The organism is Microbacterium sp. LMC-P-041 (assembly GCF_030209555.1).
Taxonomy (GTDB): domain Bacteria; phylum Actinomycetota; class Actinomycetes; order Actinomycetales; family Microbacteriaceae; genus Microbacterium.
This window is the reverse complement of record NZ_JARVRV010000008.1, coordinates 198,641-217,037: the sequence shown is the minus strand read 5'-3', so window position 1 is coordinate 217,037 and position 18,397 is coordinate 198,641. Positions and strand designations below refer to the sequence as shown.

The following is an 18,397-nucleotide window of genomic DNA, read 5'->3' as shown; positions in this document are numbered from 1 at the left end:
CGGCAGAGGAGAGCGATGACTCACACGATCGATGATGTCCTGCGAGCCTCGGCCGCGTGGGTGTGGTTTCCCCGCGGCAGCGAGCAGCAGCGGAGCCATCTGCAGCTGGTGCGGTATCCGACGCGATTCGGTGGCGGAGTGCGCGGCTCTCAGGTCGACTCGGATGCGGATGCCGCAACCGTCGTAGAACACGCCATCGACCGCACGAGGGCGTGGGACGAGAGCGAGCTGCGGTTCTGGACCAACGCGTCCGACCGCCCCGATCTCGAAGCCGAGCTCCGCAAGCGCGGAGCCGAGCACATCGACACCGTGGCCGTCTTCGCGAGCCGGATCGACAGAGCCACGATCGACAGCGCCGCGAGCGATGTCCCGCCTGAAGCCAGGGCGGAGGTCGTGCGAACGCTCGAGCAGGTTCGCGAAGTCGACGCGATCAATGTGCCGGTCTGGAAGCAGCAGCCGCTCGATGACGAAGGCCTACGCATCGAACTCGACGAGATCACATCGGCGTACGACGCAGGCACGCAGGTGCGTGTTCTCGCCCGTCTCGGCGCGGACGGCGAGGCGGTCAGCACGGGCGGCTGCACGATCGTCGACGGCTTCGCACGTCTGTGGGGAGCGGCGACGATCGAGCAGGCACGGGGACGAGGAGCCTACCGTGCCGTCCTCGTGGAGCGGCTTCGCCAGAGCGCGGCGCGGGGAGCGACCACAGCGCTGGTGAAGGGGCGCACCGCCACCTCCGCGCCGATCCTCGCGCGAGCGGGTTTCACGAAGTACGGCGAGGAGCGCTGCTACCTCCTGAGGGTGTGAGTCACACGACGCGGCTGTTCGAGCGCGGTCAGACGCCGGTGCCGCCGAGTTCGTCGCGCACGATTCGCGCTCCCGCTGACAGGGCGCTCATCTTGTCGAGAGCGACGCGCCTCGGTAGGGGCGCCATCCCGCAGTTCGAGCTGGGGATGAGCAGGTCCGCATCGACGAACTCGAGCGCGCGCCGCAGGGTGTCGGCGACTTCTTCCGGAGTCTCGATCTGCTCGCTCGCGACGTCGATCGCGCCGAGCATCACCTTCTTGCCGCGGATCAGCTCGATGAGGTCGAGCGGCACGTGGGAGTGGTGGCTCTCCAGCGAGACGATGTCGATGGTGGATCGCTGCAGAAGGGGGAACGACTCCTCGTACTGCCTCCACTCGGCTCCGAGGGTCGCCTTCCAATCGTTGTTGGCCTTGATCCCGTAGCCGTAGCAGATGTGGACCGCGGTCTCCGCACGCAGTCCTTCTGCTGCCCGCTCCAGAGCAGCGACGCCCCAGTCCTTCATCTCGTCGAAGAACACGTTGAACGCGGGCTCGTCGAACTGGATGATGTCGACTCCGGCTGCCTCGAGCTCTTTCGCCTCCTGATTGAGGATCGTCGCGAACTCCCATGCCAGCTTCTCGCGGCTGCGGTAGTGGCGGTCCGACAGCGTGTCGATCATCGTCATCGGGCCAGGCAGCGCCCACTTGATCGGCTGGTCGGTCTGCTGGCGCAGAAAGGCCGCGTCGTCCACGAACACGGGCGCGCGGCGGCTCACTGCGCCGACGACGGTCGGCACGCTCGCGTCATAGCGATCGCGGATGCGGACCGTCTCCCGATTCTCGAAGTCGACTCCGTCGAGATGCTCGATGAAGGTGGTGACGAAGTGCTGACGGGTCTGCTCCCCGTCGCTGATGATGTCGATCCCGCGTCGACGCTGCTCGTGCACTGCGGCGCGCAGGGCGTCATGCTTGCCCTCCGCGAGCGCATCGCCCTGCAGCTCCCACGGCGACCAGAGGACTTCGGGCCGGGCGAGCCACGCCGGCTTGGGCAGACTTCCGACGATCGAGGTGGGGAGGAGTTCTCGCACGGTCGACGATCCGCGGCCGGTCATCGGACCGCAACGGGGGAGGCGGACGCGGGGGAGGACGGAGCGGGATACCCGGCAGCCCACCGGTCCAGCACCGTCCGGTGCGGCGTGACGAAGTGCTCATCGGCGTAGCGTCCCTGCACGACGGCGAGCTGGCTGCGCTCCTCGCGGTCGTACGTGATCTCCGTCTGCTGATAGTCGTCGTGGGCGAGGCTCGGACGGTAGACGCTCTCGGCCGGCGCATTCGCGTTGTAGATCTCAGGCCGGTAGATCTTCTGGAAGGTCTCCATGGTGCTGATCGTGCCGATGAGCTGCAGATCGGAGTAGTCGCTCAGGAGGTCGCCGCGGAAGTAGAAGGCGAGGGGGGCGACGCTGCCGCGTGGCATGAAGTAGCGGACCTGCAGCCCCATCTTCCCGAAGTACTCGTCGGTGAGCGAGAAGGAGTCCTGCACGTACTCGGCGCCGAGCACGGGGTGGTGGTTGCCGTTGCGGTGATAGGTCCTGCTGGTCGAGACGCTGATGCAGATCACCGGCAGGGTCGAGAAGCGCTCCTGGTACGCCTCGGACTCGAGGAAATGCTGGAAGAGCTTGCCGTGCAGCACGCCGAAGTCGTCGGGAGTGGAGAATCCGCCGGCGGCCGCGCTCGCCGCAGGCAGGACGACGCTGAAGTCGTAGTCGCGGAGGTAGGAGGAGAAGTTGTTTCCCACGATCCCATGGTGGCGTTCGCCGGTCAGCCGGTCGACGATGTGGACGTCGAGCACCTCGAGCACCGGGAACTCCTCGTCGTTGCCATCGGCGAATCGCAACTGCACCGAGACGATGTCGAGCTCGACCGTGTAGCGCTCGTCGCCGCCCGCGAGGTCGTTGAAGCGACGGTCGATCATCTCCAGGGCGTTGCGGAGGTTCTGCTGGCGGCGCTCGCCGCGCGCGAGGTTGGCGAAGTTCGTGGTGATGCGCGAGCTGTCGGACGGGGCATAGTCCTCGTCGAAGCGAGTGGTCGTGATGCTGAACGTGATCTCGTTCGCCATGAGGGGCCAATCCGGGGGAGGGGAGGCCCATCGGGCCTCGCGAAAGCGGTGATCTCATAGTGCAGCCTTGCCGGAGCTATCGGGTAATTCGGCTCCGCTATGCGGTGATATAGCCTTCTCCTATGCCTAGGCGATCGAGCGGGATCACACTGCAACAGCTCCAGTACTTCATCGAGGTCGCTGCGGAGGGGTCCATCACCGCGGCGGCCGACGTGCTCTATGTCGCGCAGCCCACGATGTCCGCGGCGATGAAAGACCTCGAGAGCCGAGTCGGACGCGATCTGCTCACCCGGTCGGCGCGAGGGGTGACGCTCACGAGCGACGGCACGGAGTTCCTCGGGTATGCCAGACAGATCGTCGAGCAGGCCGAGCTTCTCGAGCAGCGCTACCTCGGGCGGCCACCGTCGCGCCGCCTCCTCGGGGTCTCCACCCAGCATTACTCCTTCGCCGTCGACGCATTCGTGCGGATGGTCAAGCGCTCGAGCGCCGCCGAATACGAGTTCTCGCTCCGCGAGACCCGCACGTGGGACATCATCGAGGATGTGCGGACGCTCCGCAGCGAACTCGGCATCCTCTTCCGCAACGACTTCAACCGCAACGTCATCGACAAGCTCCTGCGGGACTCGGGTCTCGCATTCCATCCGCTCTTCATCGCCGAGCCGCACATCTTCGTCTCACGGCGGAACGCACTCGCGTCGCGAGACCGTGCGACCCTCGACGATCTCGTCGGCCTTCCGCGTCTCACCTTCGACCAGGGCGCGAACAACTCGTTCTACTTCGCGGAGGAGATCCTCTCGACCCTCTCAAGTGCGCGGGAGATCCGGGTCTCCGATCGAGCGACGATCTTCAACCTGATGATCGGTCTCGACGGATACACGATCTCGACCGGCATCATCAGCGACGATCTCGATCCCGAGATCGTCGCCGTGCCCCTCGACGTCGACGAGCGCATCGAGATCGGCTGGATCGGACGCACGGCCATACCGCTCACCGAACAGGCTCAGCAGTACCTCGGCGAGGTGCGAGACGTGGTGGCGAGCTTCGGCGTGCCCCTTCTCGAGGACGAACCGCGCGAGCCGGAGATCCGTCAGACGGTGCCGTAGAGCCGATCGCCGGCGTCGCCGAGTCCGGGCACGATGTAGCCCTTCTCATTGAGGCGCTCATCCAGGGCCCCGAGCACGATCGTCACGTCGCGGTCTCCGACGAGCGCCTCGATGGCGGCGAGGCCTTCGGGAGTGCCGAGCAGGCAGATCGCTGTGACGTCCTTGGCCCCGCGGTCGAAGAGGAACTGGATGGCGGCAGCCAGCGAGCCGCCGGTCGCGAGCATCGGATCGATCGCGAAGCACTGACGATCGCTCAGGTCGTCGGGAAGGCGCTCGGCGTAGGTGGTCGGCTCGAAGGTCTCCTCGTCGCGGACCATGCCCAGGAACCCGACCTCTGCCGTCGGCAGCAGCTTCACCAGGCCCTCGAGCATGCCGAGGCCGGCGCGCAGGATCGGCACGACGATCGGACGGGGCTCCGAGATCTTCACGCCCATCGTCGTCGTCACGGGAGTGGTGATCTCGACCGGACTGACCTTCACGTTGCGGGTCGCCTCATACGCGAGAAGCGTCACGAGCTCTTCGGTCAGCTGCCGGAAGACGGGCGACGGGGTGCGATGGTCGCGCAGCACCGAGAGCTTGTGAGTGACGAGAGGGTGGTCGGCGACGTGGACACGCATGGATACAGGCTAATGCGCCGGGGGCTCCGGTACGACATCGGATGCCGTCGGCTGCCCGAGCGGCTGTCGTAGGCTCGATGCATGACCGCCTCCGACGCCCGTGCGATGCGACGCGCGCTCGAGCTCGCGGCCGAGGCGTCGGCGGCCTCGGAGATCCCGGTCGGCGCGGTGGTGCTCGACGCAGAGGGCCGGATCATCGCCGAAGGACGCAATCATCGTGAGGCGACCCACGACCCCACGGGGCACGCCGAGATCGCGGCGCTGCGGTCGGCTGCGGCGTCCGTCGGCTCGTGGAATCTCGACGGCCACACCCTCGTCGTGACCCTCGAGCCCTGCCTGATGTGCGCGGGCGCGATCCTGCAGGCCCGGATCGGGCGGGTCGTCTTCGGCGCGTGGGACGATAAGGCGGGGGCAGCCGGATCCATGTACGACGTGCTGCGCGACCGTCGGCTGCCGTACCGCGCCGAGGTCGTCGGCGGGGTCGAAGCGGATGCCGCCACGGCCCTGCTGCGGAGCTTCTTCGAGCAGCGGCGCTGACGGCTACGGCACCCCGCGCGCGATCAGTCGGAGGACTTGAGCACGAAGACGTCGGTCGACGGCTCGGGGTCGAGCGACGGCCGGTACACGTCGGGCTCGATGTAGATCACGCGTGCGATCGGAAGAGCCTCGCGGATGCGGGCCTCGATCGCATCGATGTCGACAGCTGCCTCGCGCAGCGGCTTGTTCGCGTTGAGTGCGATCTTCGCCGCGACCATGAGCTCGTCCGGGCCCAGGTAGAGGGTCTTCATGTGGATGATCTTCTCGATCTCGTCGCCCGCGTTGATCGCGTCGACGATGCGATCGTGATCGGCCTGCGTGGCGCCCTCGCCCACGAGGAGGCTCTTCGTCTCGACGCCGAGCACGATCGCGATGAGCACGAGCAGGATGCCGATCATCAATGTGCCGAGTGCGTCGAACAGCGGGTTTCCGGTGATCACGGTGAGCCCGACGCCGAGCAGTGCAAACGTGAGACCGGTGAGTGCCCCGACGTCCTCGAGGAGCACGACGGGGAGCTCCGGCGCCTTCGCGCGGCGCACGAACGACACCCAGGACTGGCCCGTGTCACGGACGAGATTGCTCTCTCTGACGGCGGTGCGCAGCGAGAACGACTCGAGGCCGATCGCGACCACCAGCACGACGATCGGCAGCCACCACCACGTCTTGTCGAGTTCATGCGGGTGCGTGAGCTTGTCGATCGCCTCGTAGATCGCGAACAGACCTCCGACGGAGAACAGGATGATCGACACCACGAACGCGGCGACGTACCGTTCCCGCCCGTAGCCGAAGGGGTGCGCCCTGTCCGCCTCGCGCTTCGCCTTGCGTCCGCCCAGCATGAGCAGCAGCTGGTTGCCCGAGTCGGCGACCGAGTGGATCGCCTCGGCGAGCATCGATGCGGATCCCGACAGCGCCCACGCGAGGAACTTCGCCAGGGCTATGCCCAGGTTCGCCAGGAACGCCGCGAGAATGGCCTTGCCGCCGCCGGATGCACTCATGCGTCGAGTCTAGATCGGCTCGTCCGTGGTCGCCCGGTGCGCCCGCCGTAGGATGGCGACATGGCTGACTCGCTTCCCGCTCTCGCGTTCCTCGGTGCCGGATCGATGGGCGGCGCGATCCTCCGAGGGGTGGTCGCATCCGGCATCCAGGTCGACGGGGGAATCACCGCGACGAACCGCACGCCCGAGAAGGCGGCGGCCCTCGCCGACCTCGACGGGGTCAGGAGCATCGCCCTGTCCGAGACCACCGACGGCAACGCGGATGCGGTCGCGAAGGCTCGCATCGTCCTCGTCGGGGTGAAGCCCGCGATGGTGCCCGATCTGCTGCGCGAGATCGCCTCGCATCTGGCCGACGACGCGATCGTCGTGAGCCTCGCCGCGGGAGTCACGATCCAGACCTTCGCCGACAACCTCGGCGCCGACGTGCGGGTCATCCGATCGATGCCGAACACGCCCTCGACAGTTGGCAAGGGAGTCACCGGTCTGGCCGCGGGGGCGGCGGCATCCGACGACGATCTCGCCCTCGTGCACCGCCTCTTCGCCACCGTGGGCGCGGTCGTCGAGGTTCCCGAATCGCAGATCGACGCACTCTCGACGATCTCGGGTTCCGGCCCCGCCTACGTCTACCTGCTCATCGAGGAGCTGACCAAGGCAGCCGTCGGAATGGGCTTCAGCGAGAGCGACGCGCGGGTCATGGTGGAGCAGACCTTCATCGGCGCCACTGCGCTGCTCGATGCGTCGGGTGAGGAGCCGTCCGAGCTCCGCCGCAGGGTCACGAGCCCCAAGGGCACCACCGAGAAGGCCGTGGCGGTGCTGCAGGACGCGCACCTCGATCGCACCTTCGCGGATGCCGCCGCTGCCGCGCTCGCACGCGCGAAGGAACTCGCGGCCGGAGCCTGACATGCAGCTGCGGTTCTCCGGGGAGATCTGGTTCTGGCGCGGTCCCGCGCCGTTCCATTTCGTCACCGTGCCGCCGGCGGAGAGCGAGATGATCGGTGAGGTCGCGAGCGTCGTCACCTACGGATGGGGGATGATCCCCGCATCCGTCACGATCGGCGACACGACGGTGACCACCGCCCTCTGGCCCAAGGACGGCGGCTACATCGTGCCGATCAAGAAGGCCCTGCAAGACCGTGAGGGCGTCGGCGTCGAGGACCTCGTCGAGATCGCGCTCGACATCGACGCCTGACGTCCGTCGCGCGGATGCCGGTCAGCGGTCGAGGGCGGCGAAGCGCTCGATGTCGCTGTTGGTGCCCGAGACGATGATCAGATCGTGGTTGGTCACGATCGTGTTCGCCTCGGCGTAGCGGAACGGCTTGCCCGGGCTCTTCACTCCCACGACCGTGACCTTGTACTTGCTGCGCACGCCGGACTCGTTCAGACCCACGCCGCGGATGAACTTCGGCGGGTACATCTTGGCCAGCACGAAGTCGTCGTCGAAGCGGATGAAGTCGAGCATCCGGCCGGAGACGAGGTGCGCGACGCGCTCACCGGCTTCTCGCTCGGGGTAGATGACGTGGTTGGCGCCGACGCGGGCGAGGATCTTGCCGTGCGACTGCGAGACCGCCTTGGCCCAGATCTGCGGCACCTTGAGATCGACGAGGTTCGCGGTGATCAGCACCGACGCCTCGATCGACGAGCCGACGGCGACGACGGCGACCTGGAAGTCCTGCGCGCCGATCTGCCGCAGGGCGTCGATGTTCTTGGCGTCGGCCTGCACCGTGTGCGTGACGCGGTCCGACCATTTCTGCACGAGCTCGAGGTTGTCGTCGATCGCCAGGACCTCGCGGTCGAGACGATCGAGTTCGCCTGCGCAGGCGGCACCGAACCGGCCGAGACCGATGACGAGGACGGGAGCGTCGCCCCGGAGGACTTCAACCAACGATCGGCCTTTCCACGGGCAGTGAGTAGTACTGCGTTCGCGATGTCGCGGCGACGGCCGCGGCGAGAGTCACTGTACCAACGCGCCCCATGAAGATGGTGGTCGCGAGGACGTACGAACCGGCGTCGGGGAGATCGGCGGTGAGGCCGGTCGAGAGTCCGACGGTGGCGAAAGCCGAGATGACGTCGAAGAGGACGTGGCTGATGTCCGCCTTGGTGATCTGGGCGATGATGATCGTCGAGAGCGCCACGATCGTGGCTCCCCAGGCGACGACGCTCAACGCGACGCGCTGCACGTCGCTGGGGATGCGACGGCCGAACGCCTCGACGGACTGACGGCCCTTGGCCTCGGACCACACCGCGATCGCGAGCACCGCCAGGGTCGTCACCTTGATTCCGCCTGCGGTGGAGGCCGAGCCGCCGCCGACGAACATCAGCATGCTCGCGGCGAGGAGGGATGAGCCGTTCAGATCGTCCATCTCGATCACGTTGAAGCCGCCCGACCTCGTCATCGCGGACAGGAAGAACGCCTGGAAGGTCGTGTCCGCGGCATCCATCGACCCGAACGTCTTCGGGTTCGCGTACTCGAGGATCAGGAAGACGGCGGCGCCGAGCACGAAGAGCAGCACCGTGGTGACCAGGGTGAGCTTGGTGTGCAGCGACCACTTCTTCACGTGCCACACGTGCTTGGCCAGGGTGTAGATCACCGGGAAGCCGATGCTGCCGAGGAACACGCCGGCCATCAGCAGCGTGAGGACGAGATAGTCGTCGGCGAACACGGCGACTCCGCCGGCGTTCGGCGCGAAGCCGGTGTTGGTGAAGGCCATCGCGGCGAAGTAGGGGGCCTCCCAGAGCGCTGCGATCGGCTCGACCCCGGCCATCACGAGTGCGGGGTAGAGGAGGACCGCGAGCACGCCCTCGATGATCAGCGCGGAGACGGCCACGGTCGTCAGGAGCTGACCGACTTCGCCCAGCCGGACGGTCTGGCTCTCGTTCACCACGCCACCGTGCGCGCGAAGGGGGTTGGTGTCTCCCGCGGCGAGGAGCTTGGCGCGGAGTCCCAGTCTCTTGGAGATGAGCATGCCCATCAACGAGGCGAGGGTGAGAACGCCGAGCGCGCCGATGTTGACGCCGATGAAGATCAGCACGTGACCGAAGGGCGACCAGTACGTCGCCATGTCGACGGTCGCGAGTCCCGTGACGCAGATGGTGGAGACCGCGGTGAACAGTGCATCCGCCAACGGCGTGACCGTGCGCGAGGCCGAGGCGATCGGCAGCGAGAGCAGCACCGTGAAGACCAGGATGAGCAGCGCGAAGATGACGATCGCGAAGCGCGAGGGCGACGACGTGATGATGTGCTTGCCCCAGGAGGCGGCGTTCTGGAGACGCTGTCGAGGCGACGACGCCGAAACGATGCCCGACATCGCGTCCCCCTTCGATCTTCCTGCTCCGACGTACGCGGATGCACGGCGCTGATCGCCGAGCCTTCGTCATGGTACTCCGTGCCGGGGACGACTACCCTGATCACATGACGGACATCTTCGACGTGATCGCAGACGGTACGAGGCGAGACATTCTCCAGCTTCTCCTGCGACGCACCGCCGAAGGGGACGCCGGAACGAGCGTGAGCCAGATCGTCGCCGACCTCGGCATCAGCCAGCCGACCGTCTCGAAGCATCTGAAGGTCCTGCGCGAGGCCGAGCTGGTCAGCGTCCGCGAAGACGGGCAGCGTCGTTTCTACAGCTTGGCCGTCGAGCCGCTCGAGGCCGTCGACGACTGGCTCGTGCCCTTCCTCATGGATGCCTACGGCGACGACGCACCCGACATCGACTACCCCGGACTGCCGCTGCCCGACGGAGCCGCACACGCGGCCGAGGTCGTCGGCCGTGCCGCGGCATCGGCCAAGCACGTGGTCGCGACGGCTCTCAAGCGTCTCGGCGGCTGATCGCGGCCGGAGACACACATCGCCCCTGACGATCGGGGGGCGTGTCGTCAGGGGCGAGGCCGCGGGCCCCAGCCCGCGTGACTCGGATGGTGCCATCGTGAGTCGTGTGGTCAGCCTCGCAGGGCAGTCTGAGCGGTTCCGGCATACGTCCTATGTCTCCGCTGTGACCTCGCCCGTTCCGCCGGCCGTGCGCGGATTCGGGACCTTTCCCGTGCGCGCCTTCGCGACCATCGGGGATGCACACTGATCACACAGGCCACATGGGTTTACACGTGTCCCACCTTGCCCATAGAGTGTGCACACAATCCAGAAAGGGGTACGTGGGATGCCCGAGGTTCCAGATGTCCGGTTCCTTACGGTGGCCGAGGTCGCCGAACTCATGCGTGTGTCGAAGATGACGGTCTATCGGATGGTGCACGCTGGGGAGCTGCCAGCCATCCGCTTCGGTCGCAGTTTCCGTGTTCCGGAATCCGCGGTCGCCGAGGCCCTGCAGCGACCGATAGCTGACGTCGGCTGACGTCCTCGGCGTCGTCTCGTGAGCGCGTGCAGCAGACGCTCCACGGTTTGCTAGACTGATCCGAGGCATTTTTCCGTGCCCGTACCCGGGTGTCCGTCACCGACGACACCCAGCCACTGACTTAGTGAGGTTTCCGTGGGTTCTGTCATCAAGAAGCGCCGCAAGCGCATGGCGAAGAAGAAGCACCGCAAGCTGCTTCGTAAGACTCGCCACCAGCGTCGCAACAAGAAGTAAGCGACCAGACACGAGCGCCTGTCTCCGGACGGGCGCTTTGTGTCTCTGCCCCCGGTTTCCCACTCGTCGCAGGAGCATGCCATGAAGTCGATCACCGTCACCGAGCTCGCCGAGCGGTCGAACACCCCGCTCATCGATGTCCGAGAGGTGGATGAGTTCGCCGCCGGTCACGTACCCGGGGCCGTCAACATCCCGATGTCCGAGATCGGCAACCGGCTCGAAGAGCTGCCCGCAGAGTCGTTCGACGTCATCTGCCAAGCGGGTGGGCGGTCGGCGCGCGTCGTCGAAGCGCTCGAGTCCCGCGGATACGACGCCACCAACGTCGAGGGCGGAACGGGCGAGTGGATCGCGCAGGGCCGCGATATCGAGGTGCCGTCGGCGTGACCACGCTGACCCTCATCGGCAAGCCGGACTGCCATCTCTGCGATGTCGCGTCCGAGATCATCGACGCCGTCGTCGCCGACCTGCCTGACGCGGCAGCCGAGCGCATCGAGATCGTGGAGGCCTCGATCGCCGACGATCCTGTGCTCTACGAGCTGTGGTGGGAGAAGATCCCCGTCGTCCTGATCGACGGCGACCTGCACGCGCACTGGCGTCTGTCCGCCGACCGACTGCGCGACGCGCTCGAATCAGCCGTGCAGCAGGACGCACTCGAGAAGGAAGCCCGATGATCCGTCACGTCGTCACCTGGAAGCTCGCAGCCGACGATGCGGCGACACGCGCCGAGCAGGCCGCCGAGGTCGCCCGTCGTCTGAACGCTCTCGACGGCGTCGTACCGCAGCTGCGCTCGATCACCGCGGGCGCGAACGTCGCCTATCCCGACGCGAACTGGGACGTCACCCTCGTCGCGGACGTCGATTCGATCGCTGCTCTCGAGGAGTATCAGGTGCACCCGGCGCACGAAGAGGTCGTGGCGTACGTGCGCTCGGTCGTCGCCTCCCGTGTGGCCGTCGACTTCGAACTCTGAACCTCTGATCGGCGGTTCTCGGTGTGATGAGCGCAGGGGGAATCGCAGGAGAGACCACTTGGCGTGACATCACGATCGCCTGGGCATCGCCCTCGCAGCTGCACGATTTCACTGAAGCCGATGCCGCGGCGATGGGTCAGCGGGAACGCCTCCGCGAGCTGAGCGGCAGCCGTGCCCAGGCGTTCCTCGCCGGCAGGGCACTGATGCGCGCCCTCGTGCGCCGGATCACCGGAACGCACGACGTCGTCATCTCGAGCCGCTGTGCCAGGTGCGGGGCGGACCATGGTCGGCCGCGCGCCGACGGCGTCTTGCTCAGCGTGAGTCATGCGGAGGGTCTCGTCGTCGTCGCAGTGGCTCCGGCAGCGGTGGGGACTGCGGCGTCGCTCGGCGTCGATGTCGAGCAGGCATCTGCGGCCGGCCGGGTCGACGAGCTGCGAACGATGTTCCCTGACGTCGCAGCCCCGGATCTCGCGGGGTGGACACGCATCGAGGCGGCGGTCAAGGCGGATGGTCGCGGATTCGAGACAGAGCCGTCAGAGGTGCTCCTCCGACTGCGCGCGAACACGGATCCCTGCGTGTGGTCGGCAGCGCTTCCGGGTCGTGCCGCCACGATCGACGTCACGACGCTGGTCGGCCCACCGGGGTACGTGCTGAGCGTCGCTCGGGGGTGATCCCGCTCGGTCTCAGGACCGGGATGCAGGAAGTGCGGGCAGCGGGAGTTCGTCGATCCAGGTCCGCACCAGGGTGCGCGCCTGGTCGTCGGCCACCTCGCCGACGAGGCCGAGGAAGTCGTCGCTGGTGACAGCGAGTCGCGCGAACCGCGCGGTCCACTCCCGCGTCAGAGCGAAGAACCGCTCATCGCCGATCGTGAGTCGCAGGGCATGCAGGGTGAGGGCGCCGCGCTTGTAGACGCGATCGTCGAACATGTCGTTCGGACCGGGATCCGAGAGCAGCAGATCCTGGGCGAGGCCGCGGAGGGCGGCGTGATGGACCAGAGCGTTCTCGTGGGCGGTCGACGCGCCGGACGCTTCCGACCACAGCCACTCGGCGTAGCAGGCGAATCCCTCGTTCAGCCAGATGTCCCGCCAGCGGGCGACGCCGACGCTGTTGCCGAACCACTGGTGCGCGAGCTCATGCGCGATCAGGCGCTCGCTGCCCCCGGCTCCGTCGACGTGATTCGCACCGAAGATGGCCATGCCCTGCGCTTCGAGGGGGATCTCGAGATCGTCGGGTGTGATGACGACCTTGTAGGACTCGTAGGGATACGTGCCGAAGGCGTCGACGAACGTCTCCATCATGTGCGGCAGCGGGGCGAAGTCGGAGCGCACGCGACCCGCGAGAGCCCGCGGGTGGAACAGACGCCCGGGAGTCGTGCCGAGAGCGACCCTGTCATCGTCGTACTGGCCGATCTGCACGGTCATCAGGTATGTCGCGGTCGGCACCGGCTGCTCGAAGATCCACCGGGTGCGACCGCGCTGCGTCGATCGCGTGGCTGCGCCGCCGCTGACAACGGTGTACTCGGGATCGGCCGTGAACTCCAACCGATACGTCGCCTTGTCCGAGGGCAGGTCGTTGCAGGGGAACCAGGTCGGCGCGCCGGTCGGCTGCGACGCGACGAGTACGCCGTCTTCGAGTTCTTCCCACCCGAGGAGCCCCCATCGAGTGCGCCGGGGCGACGGAGAACCGGAATACTCGACCGCGACCGTGAGCTCCTGACCGCTCGCCCGCTCGCCCCCGAAGACCACTTTGAGCCGCCGGTCGTCCTGTCTGAACGAGGCGGCGCGATCACCGACGACCCGCACCTTCGTGACTTTGAGCCCGACGAGGTCGAACGAGACGTGCTTCGCCGATTCCTGCATCTGCAGCCGGATCGTCGCCGTGCCCGCGATGCGGTTCGTGGTCACGCGATAGTCGATGGCCAGGTCGTAGTGCAGCACCCCGTAGCGCCGATCGCCGCTGTGCGGGGTGTAGGGGTCGACGGTCATGCGTTCGAGGCCTGGTAGGAGCGCACTTTGACGGCACGCCACGGCCCGATGGGGTTGCCGCTCCAACGACTGCCGATCGGCACGAACTCTCCCCGCATCACGAGTGAGGCGGGCCCGACCGTGGCATCCGATCCGATCGTGGCCGCGGGCAGGATCACGCTGTGCGGACCGAGGGTCGCACCGCTCTCGAGGGTCACTGCGTCGATGCTCATCACTCGATCATGGAACAGATGCGTCTGAACCACACATCCGCGGTTCACGGTCGCACCGTCCCCGAGGGTGACCAGGTCGGGCTCGGGCAGCCAGTAGCTGTCGGTCCAGACGCCTCGGCCGATCTTCGCGCCGAGGGTGCGCAGCCAGATGGCGAGTGCAGGAGTGCCCGATGCGGCGTTGGCGAACCAGGGTGCGGCCACCATCTCCGTGAAGGTGTCCGACACCTCCGTGCGCCACACGAAGCTCGACCAGAGCGGATGCTCGCCGGCACGGATCGGCCCCACGATCAGCCACTTGGCGGCGGTGGTGATCAGAGCGGCGAAGGCGCCTGCGGCGAGCATCACGGCGCTCGAGAGCAGCACAGCCCATGCGAGTCCCCAGGCCTCGACCACCGCGGCGAGCGTGAGCATCACACTCACTCCGATCGCGCAGGTCACGAACACCGGGATGATGCGGCACAGCTCCCACAGAGCCCGCGCGAGGCGGAGTCCCGGGCGCGGGCGATACGTGCGCTCGAGATCGGAGTCGTTCACCACACGGCGCAGTCGCGCGGCGGGCGAGCCCAGCCACGATGAGCCCGCCTTGGCCTTGGGCGGAGCGACGGACAGGACGGCGACGAGGCCGTCGCGAGGCACGTTGTGCCCGCCGGCGGCCATGCCGGAGTTGCCGAGGAACGCGCGCTTGCCGATGCGCGCGGTGCCCAGCCGCATCCATCCGCCCTGCAGCTCGTAGGTCGCGACCATGGTGTCGTCGGCGAGGAACGCTCCGTCGGCGATGGTCGTGAGCTTCGGGATGAGCAGCACGGTCGACGCCTCGACGTCGCGCCCGACCTCGGCCCCGAGGGCCCTGAGCCAGAAGGGAGTGGCACTGCTCGAGTACAGCGGGAAGAGGAAGGTACGGGCGGAATCGAGCAGACGCTCGGTCGTCCACGCCTGCCAGGCGATGCGCGAGCGCACCGGGTACACGCCTTCGCCGAGACCGGCTCCGAGCACACGCACGAGGACGAGCACGAGACCGGCGAAGACGAAGCCGGCGAGCAGCACTGCGGGAACCAGCAGCGCCAGGATGCTCGGGACGGCCGCTGTCAGGGAGTCGGACCCGCGCATGCCCAGCGCGAGCACCCAGGCGCCGGCGGCGAGCGAGAGGACAGGGAGGACGCCGAGCGCGGCGGAGGAGACGGCGTAGGCCCACAACCACCGGGTGCGGCTGGGTGGGCGACCCTCCGCGAACGGCCGTGACACTCCGCCGACGCGTGCCGCCGGCGATCCTGCCCAGCGCTGCCCGGCGCGGACCCGACCGAACACGGCTGAGCCGGGCGCGATCTCGGCGCCGCGACCGATCTTCGTGCCGGGGGCGAGGGTGCTGCGGGCGCCGATGGTCGCTCCCGCGCCGATGCGGATGCCGCCGATGCGCACGGTGTCGCCGTCGATCCAATAGCCGGTGAGGTCGACCTCGGGCTCGATGGAGGCTCCGGAGCCGATGTCGAGCATGCCCGTGATCGGCGGGACGGTGTGCAGATCGACATCTCGGTGGATGCGGGCGCCGAGAGCTCGTGCGTAGTAGACGACCCAGGGAGCACCGGCCAGGCCGACCGGGTCGACCTGCTGGGCGATCTGCTCCGCGAGCCACAGACGCAGATGCACTCCGCCGCCGCGCGGATAGTCGCCAGGGCGGAGTCCGGCGAGCAGCAGACGCGCGGCGACGGCGGCGATCGTCATCTTCCCCACCGGGGTGACGAAGATCAGCAGGCCGACGATGATCGTCCACACCGGAACAGCGGGCAGGAATTCGAATCCGGGGGACAGCCGCAGGAGCCAGCTCGCGGCGAGCAGGTAGAGCAGCCAGCGGATGCCGGTGAACACGAACAGCGGGAGACCCGCGATCGTCTGCACCCACTGCATCCGTCGGGGGGTCGGGACGGGCTGGCTGAAGACGCGTTCCTCGGCGTCCTCGTCATCGGCCTCATCGTCGACGGCATCCGACATCTGGCGCAGCCGCGGCAGATCGTAGACGTCGGTCATCGTGAACTCCGGCGCCCGGGTGCGCAGGCGGGAGACCAGCTGGGCGGCCGCGAGCGACCCGCCGCCGAGCTGGAAGAAGTCGGCGTCCTCGTCGCCCGGGCGCACGCCGAGCACGGCGAACCACTGCTCGGCGAGCCACGCCGCCGTGCCGGACAGGGACGAGTCGTTCGCGTCGCCGGAATCGAGCGGCCAGGGGAGAGCCGCCTTGTCGACCTTCCCGGACGTGCGGACGGGCAGGTCGTCGACGACGGCGAGCAGGGGGATCAGCGGAGCGGGAAGCGTCTCCGAGAGCTCACCACGCGCCACCCGCCGGTCGAACCCCTCGTCGGGCACGACATAGCCGACGAGGATCGGCATGCCCGTCTCGGTCTTCTGCACCACCACGGTCGCCGCCGAGACGGAGCTCAGCGCCTGCAGCGCCGCCTCGACCTCGCCGAGCTCGATGCGGCGGCCGCCGATCTTGACCTGGTCATCGGCGCGCCCCTGGAAGATCAGTCCCTCGGACTCGACCCGCACGACGTCGCCGGAGCGGTAGGCCCGGTCCCAGCCGAGAGTGGGCATGGGCGCGTACTTCTCGGCATCCTTCGCAGGGTCGAGGTACCGGGCGAGACCGACTCCGCCGATGATCAGCTCGCCGGTCTCGCCCTCGGCGACGCGCTGTCCGTCAGCATCGACCACGGCGAGCGACCACCCGTCGAGCGGGAGGCCGATGCGCACCGGACCTGTGCCGTCCATCAGCGAGGCGCAGGCCACCACCGTGGCCTCGGTCGGGCCGTAGGTGTTCCACACCTCACGTCCGTCCGACGCCAACCGGGCGACGAGCTCGGGCGGGCAGGCCTCCCCGCCGAAGATCAGCAGGCGCACGTTCTCGATCGCGTCCTGCGGCCAGAGGGCGGCGAGCGTCGGCACCGTCGAGACGACGGTGATGCCGTGGCCGAGCAGCCACGGCCCCAGGTCTTCGCCCGAGCGCACGAGAGCTCGCGGTGCGGGCACCAGGCAGGCGCCGTGGCCCCACGCGAGCCACATCTCCTCACAGGACGCGTCGAAGGCGACCGAGAGGCCTGCGAGCACGCGATCACCGGGACTCAGCGGTGCGGCCTGGAGGAACAGACGTGCCTCGGCGTCGACGAAGGCCGCGGCCGAACGGTGCGAGACCGCGACGCCCTTGGGCACGCCGGTCGACCCGGAGGTGAAGATGATCCAGGCGTCGTCGTCGACAGTCGGCGGCGCGACGATCGGGATCGCGGAGGTGCGCGGATGAGGTGACTCGCCGCCCAGGAGATCGACCGCCTCGGTCGCCCCGGCCGGCATGTAGCCGGCGTCGGTGATCGTGCCCACGATGCGGGCCTCGTGGAACACGAGATCGGCACGCTCCTGCGGGTCGTCGGCATCGACGGGGACATAGGCGGCACCCGCCGCGATGGTGCCGAGGATCGCGATGTACAGCTCGCGGTGTCCGGACGACATGCGGATGCCGACGCGGTCGCCGCGGCGCACGCCTCTCTCGTGCAGCAGGGCCGCCGTACGCCAGACGTGCGCGAGCAGCTCGGCGTAGCTGAGCGCCCCGTCCGCGTCCTCGATGGCCGAGGCGTCGGGGTATCGCCGGGTCGTCTCCTGAAGGATGTCGATCAGCGTGCGGGGAGGAGGCGCATCGGCGCCCCGGTCGAGCGCCTCCTGCACGTCAGCGCGCAAGGAGGTCGAGCAGAGCGGCCTTCGTCAGGCGCGAGTATCCGGTGCGGCCCTCGGCGCGGGCGCGGGCGCGCAGCTGGACCAGGGTCAGCGCGCTGAGCTCCGGTGCCGCTGCAGAGGTCTCTGTTGGTACCGGTGCCGGTGCCGGTGCCGGTGCTGGTGCTGGTGCCAGTGCGGGTGCCGACGTCGGGGTCGTGATCGTGACCGTCGGCTCGACGGTCGGAGCCGCGACCACGGCCTTCTTGGCCACGGCCTTCTTGGCCACGGCCTTCTTGGCCACGGCCTTCTTGGGGGCCTTCTTCGGGGCCGGCTGCTTCGCATCCGGCGTCGGCTCGACGGCGGACTTCTTGTCGGCCTTCTTCTGATCCTTCTTCGCCGCGGACTTCCTGTCCGACGCCTTCTTCTCGGCCTCCAGGCGTGCGGTGGCCTGGGTGAGGCGCGCGGTCGCCGCGGTCGCCGACTTCGCGACCTTCTTGGGCCGATCCGCGACCTTCTTCTTCGAGACTTTCGCCGCGTCCTTCGCGTCCTCGACGAGAGGCTTCAGCTTCTTGGCGTCCTTCTTGGGCAGGGACTTGATCAGCTTCTTCGCATCCTTCGCCGCATCCTTCGCCGCGTCGAGAGCGGCTTCGGCGGTGCGCTGTGCTGAGGTCTTCTTTGCCATGATCGGGTCTCCTCTGAGTCCGGAGCGTGTCGGCTCGGGCTGTCGGCACAGAGGATACTCAGGCAAGGTGAACAATCGGTGCCGCATCGTGCGTAACACGCCCGTCATATTCGGTCACACTTGCAACACAA

At 68.0% G+C, this 18,397-nt stretch carries 21 protein-coding genes; 12 read left to right on the top strand and 9 right to left on the bottom strand.

Annotated elements, in window-relative coordinates:
- Positions 1-15 precede the first annotated feature (15 nt).
- A complete protein-coding gene (locus QRN21_RS15710; protein WP_285365107.1) occupies positions 16-807 on the top strand; it encodes a GNAT family N-acetyltransferase in 792 nt (263 codons plus the stop codon).
- Positions 808-835: 28 nt separating this feature from the next.
- Here QRN21_RS15710 and QRN21_RS15705 read toward each other — a convergent pair whose 3' ends face one another.
- Positions 836-1,873: a methionine synthase gene (locus QRN21_RS15705; protein ID WP_285365104.1), complete on the bottom strand. Its 1,038-nt coding sequence runs from the start codon at positions 1,871-1,873 to the stop codon at positions 836-838.
- 20 nt (positions 1,874-1,893) lie between these two features.
- The gene (locus QRN21_RS15700) at positions 1,894-2,901 is read right to left on the bottom strand and encodes a putative oxygenase MesX (RefSeq protein ID WP_056277081.1); all 1,008 of its coding nucleotides are present in this window, start codon (positions 2,899-2,901) and stop codon (positions 1,894-1,896) included.
- A 122-nt stretch (positions 2,902-3,023) separates the two neighbouring features.
- Here QRN21_RS15700 and QRN21_RS15695 point away from each other — a divergent pair, with 122 nt between their 5' ends.
- The gene (locus QRN21_RS15695) at positions 3,024-4,004 is read left to right on the top strand and encodes a LysR family transcriptional regulator (protein WP_056277084.1); all 981 of its coding nucleotides are present in this window, start codon (positions 3,024-3,026) and stop codon (positions 4,002-4,004) included.
- Here QRN21_RS15695 and upp read toward each other — a convergent pair.
- Entirely contained in the window at positions 3,989-4,621 is a 633-nt protein-coding gene (gene upp / locus QRN21_RS15690; protein WP_042538962.1) for a uracil phosphoribosyltransferase, read from the bottom strand. The genes QRN21_RS15695 and upp overlap by 16 nt on opposite strands.
- A gap of 81 nt (positions 4,622-4,702) precedes the next feature.
- Between upp and tadA the strand changes: the two genes are divergently transcribed.
- Positions 4,703-5,158, top strand: coding sequence for a tRNA adenosine(34) deaminase TadA (gene tadA, locus QRN21_RS15685; RefSeq protein WP_285365101.1), 456 nt, complete (start codon positions 4,703-4,705; stop codon positions 5,156-5,158).
- Positions 5,159-5,181: 23 nt separating this feature from the next.
- Here the strand turns inward: tadA and QRN21_RS15680 are convergent, their stop codons facing one another.
- Entirely contained in the window at positions 5,182-6,153 is a 972-nt protein-coding gene (locus tag QRN21_RS15680; protein ID WP_285365100.1) for a cation diffusion facilitator family transporter, read from the bottom strand.
- A gap of 60 nt (positions 6,154-6,213) precedes the next feature.
- Here QRN21_RS15680 and proC point away from each other — a divergent pair, with 60 nt between their 5' ends.
- A complete protein-coding gene (gene proC / locus QRN21_RS15675; RefSeq protein ID WP_285365098.1) occupies positions 6,214-7,053 on the top strand; it encodes a pyrroline-5-carboxylate reductase in 840 nt (279 codons plus the stop codon).
- 1 nt (position 7,054) lies between these two features.
- Positions 7,055-7,342, top strand: coding sequence for a DUF1905 domain-containing protein (locus tag QRN21_RS15670; protein ID WP_285365096.1), 288 nt, complete (start codon positions 7,055-7,057; stop codon positions 7,340-7,342).
- A 21-nt stretch (positions 7,343-7,363) separates the two neighbouring features.
- Here QRN21_RS15670 and QRN21_RS15665 read toward each other — a convergent pair whose 3' ends face one another.
- Both QRN21_RS15665 and QRN21_RS15660 read right to left on the bottom strand, forming a co-directional pair.
- Complete coding sequence (locus QRN21_RS15665; protein WP_047520565.1) at positions 7,364-8,035, bottom strand: potassium channel family protein; 672 nt, start codon at positions 8,033-8,035, stop codon at positions 7,364-7,366.
- Positions 8,028-9,458, bottom strand: coding sequence for a TrkH family potassium uptake protein (locus tag QRN21_RS15660; RefSeq protein WP_053098848.1), 1,431 nt, complete (start codon positions 9,456-9,458; stop codon positions 8,028-8,030). Before QRN21_RS15660 ends, QRN21_RS15665 begins: the two co-directional genes overlap by 8 nt.
- A gap of 104 nt (positions 9,459-9,562) precedes the next feature.
- Here QRN21_RS15660 and QRN21_RS15655 point away from each other — a divergent pair, with 104 nt between their 5' ends.
- The 7 genes from QRN21_RS15655 (at position 9,563) to QRN21_RS15625 (ending at position 12,368) form a co-directional block, all read left to right on the top strand.
- Entirely contained in the window at positions 9,563-9,979 is a 417-nt protein-coding gene (locus tag QRN21_RS15655; protein ID WP_056277731.1) for an ArsR/SmtB family transcription factor, read from the top strand.
- Between the two features lie 325 nt (positions 9,980-10,304).
- Complete coding sequence (locus tag QRN21_RS15650) at positions 10,305-10,496, top strand: helix-turn-helix domain-containing protein (protein WP_053098849.1); 192 nt, start codon at positions 10,305-10,307, stop codon at positions 10,494-10,496.
- A 135-nt stretch (positions 10,497-10,631) separates the two neighbouring features.
- On the top strand, positions 10,632-10,730 hold the full coding sequence (locus QRN21_RS15645) for a 30S ribosomal protein bS22 (RefSeq protein ID WP_003792170.1): 99 nt from the start codon (positions 10,632-10,634) through the stop codon (positions 10,728-10,730).
- A gap of 81 nt (positions 10,731-10,811) precedes the next feature.
- On the top strand, positions 10,812-11,114 hold the full coding sequence (locus tag QRN21_RS15640; RefSeq protein ID WP_053098850.1) for a rhodanese-like domain-containing protein: 303 nt from the start codon (positions 10,812-10,814) through the stop codon (positions 11,112-11,114).
- Positions 11,111-11,401, top strand: a complete 291-nt coding sequence (locus tag QRN21_RS15635; RefSeq protein ID WP_053098851.1) for a glutaredoxin family protein — start codon at positions 11,111-11,113, stop codon at positions 11,399-11,401. Before QRN21_RS15640 ends, QRN21_RS15635 begins: the two co-directional genes overlap by 4 nt.
- Positions 11,398-11,697 carry a Dabb family protein gene (locus tag QRN21_RS15630; protein WP_053098852.1) on the top strand — a complete coding sequence of 100 codons (300 nt, stop codon included), beginning with the start codon at positions 11,398-11,400 and terminating at the stop codon, positions 11,695-11,697. Before QRN21_RS15635 ends, QRN21_RS15630 begins: the two co-directional genes overlap by 4 nt.
- Positions 11,698-11,723: 26 nt before the next feature.
- The gene (locus tag QRN21_RS15625) at positions 11,724-12,368 is read left to right on the top strand and encodes a 4'-phosphopantetheinyl transferase family protein (RefSeq protein WP_285365087.1); all 645 of its coding nucleotides are present in this window, start codon (positions 11,724-11,726) and stop codon (positions 12,366-12,368) included.
- Between the two features lie 12 nt (positions 12,369-12,380).
- Here QRN21_RS15625 and QRN21_RS15620 read toward each other — a convergent pair whose 3' ends face one another.
- The 3 genes from QRN21_RS15620 to QRN21_RS15610 are packed head-to-tail and all read right to left on the bottom strand — an operon-like array spanning position 12,381 to position 18,266.
- On the bottom strand, positions 12,381-13,682 hold the full coding sequence (locus QRN21_RS15620) for a M1 family metallopeptidase (protein WP_285365085.1): 1,302 nt from the start codon (positions 13,680-13,682) through the stop codon (positions 12,381-12,383).
- Entirely contained in the window at positions 13,679-17,608 is a 3,930-nt protein-coding gene (locus QRN21_RS15615) for a Pls/PosA family non-ribosomal peptide synthetase (RefSeq protein WP_285365083.1), read from the bottom strand. Before QRN21_RS15615 ends, QRN21_RS15620 begins: the two co-directional genes overlap by 4 nt.
- Positions 17,598-18,266, bottom strand: a complete 669-nt coding sequence (locus QRN21_RS15610) for a hypothetical protein (RefSeq protein ID WP_285365081.1) — start codon at positions 18,264-18,266, stop codon at positions 17,598-17,600. Before QRN21_RS15610 ends, QRN21_RS15615 begins: the two co-directional genes overlap by 11 nt.
- Positions 18,267-18,397 lie beyond the last annotated feature (131 nt).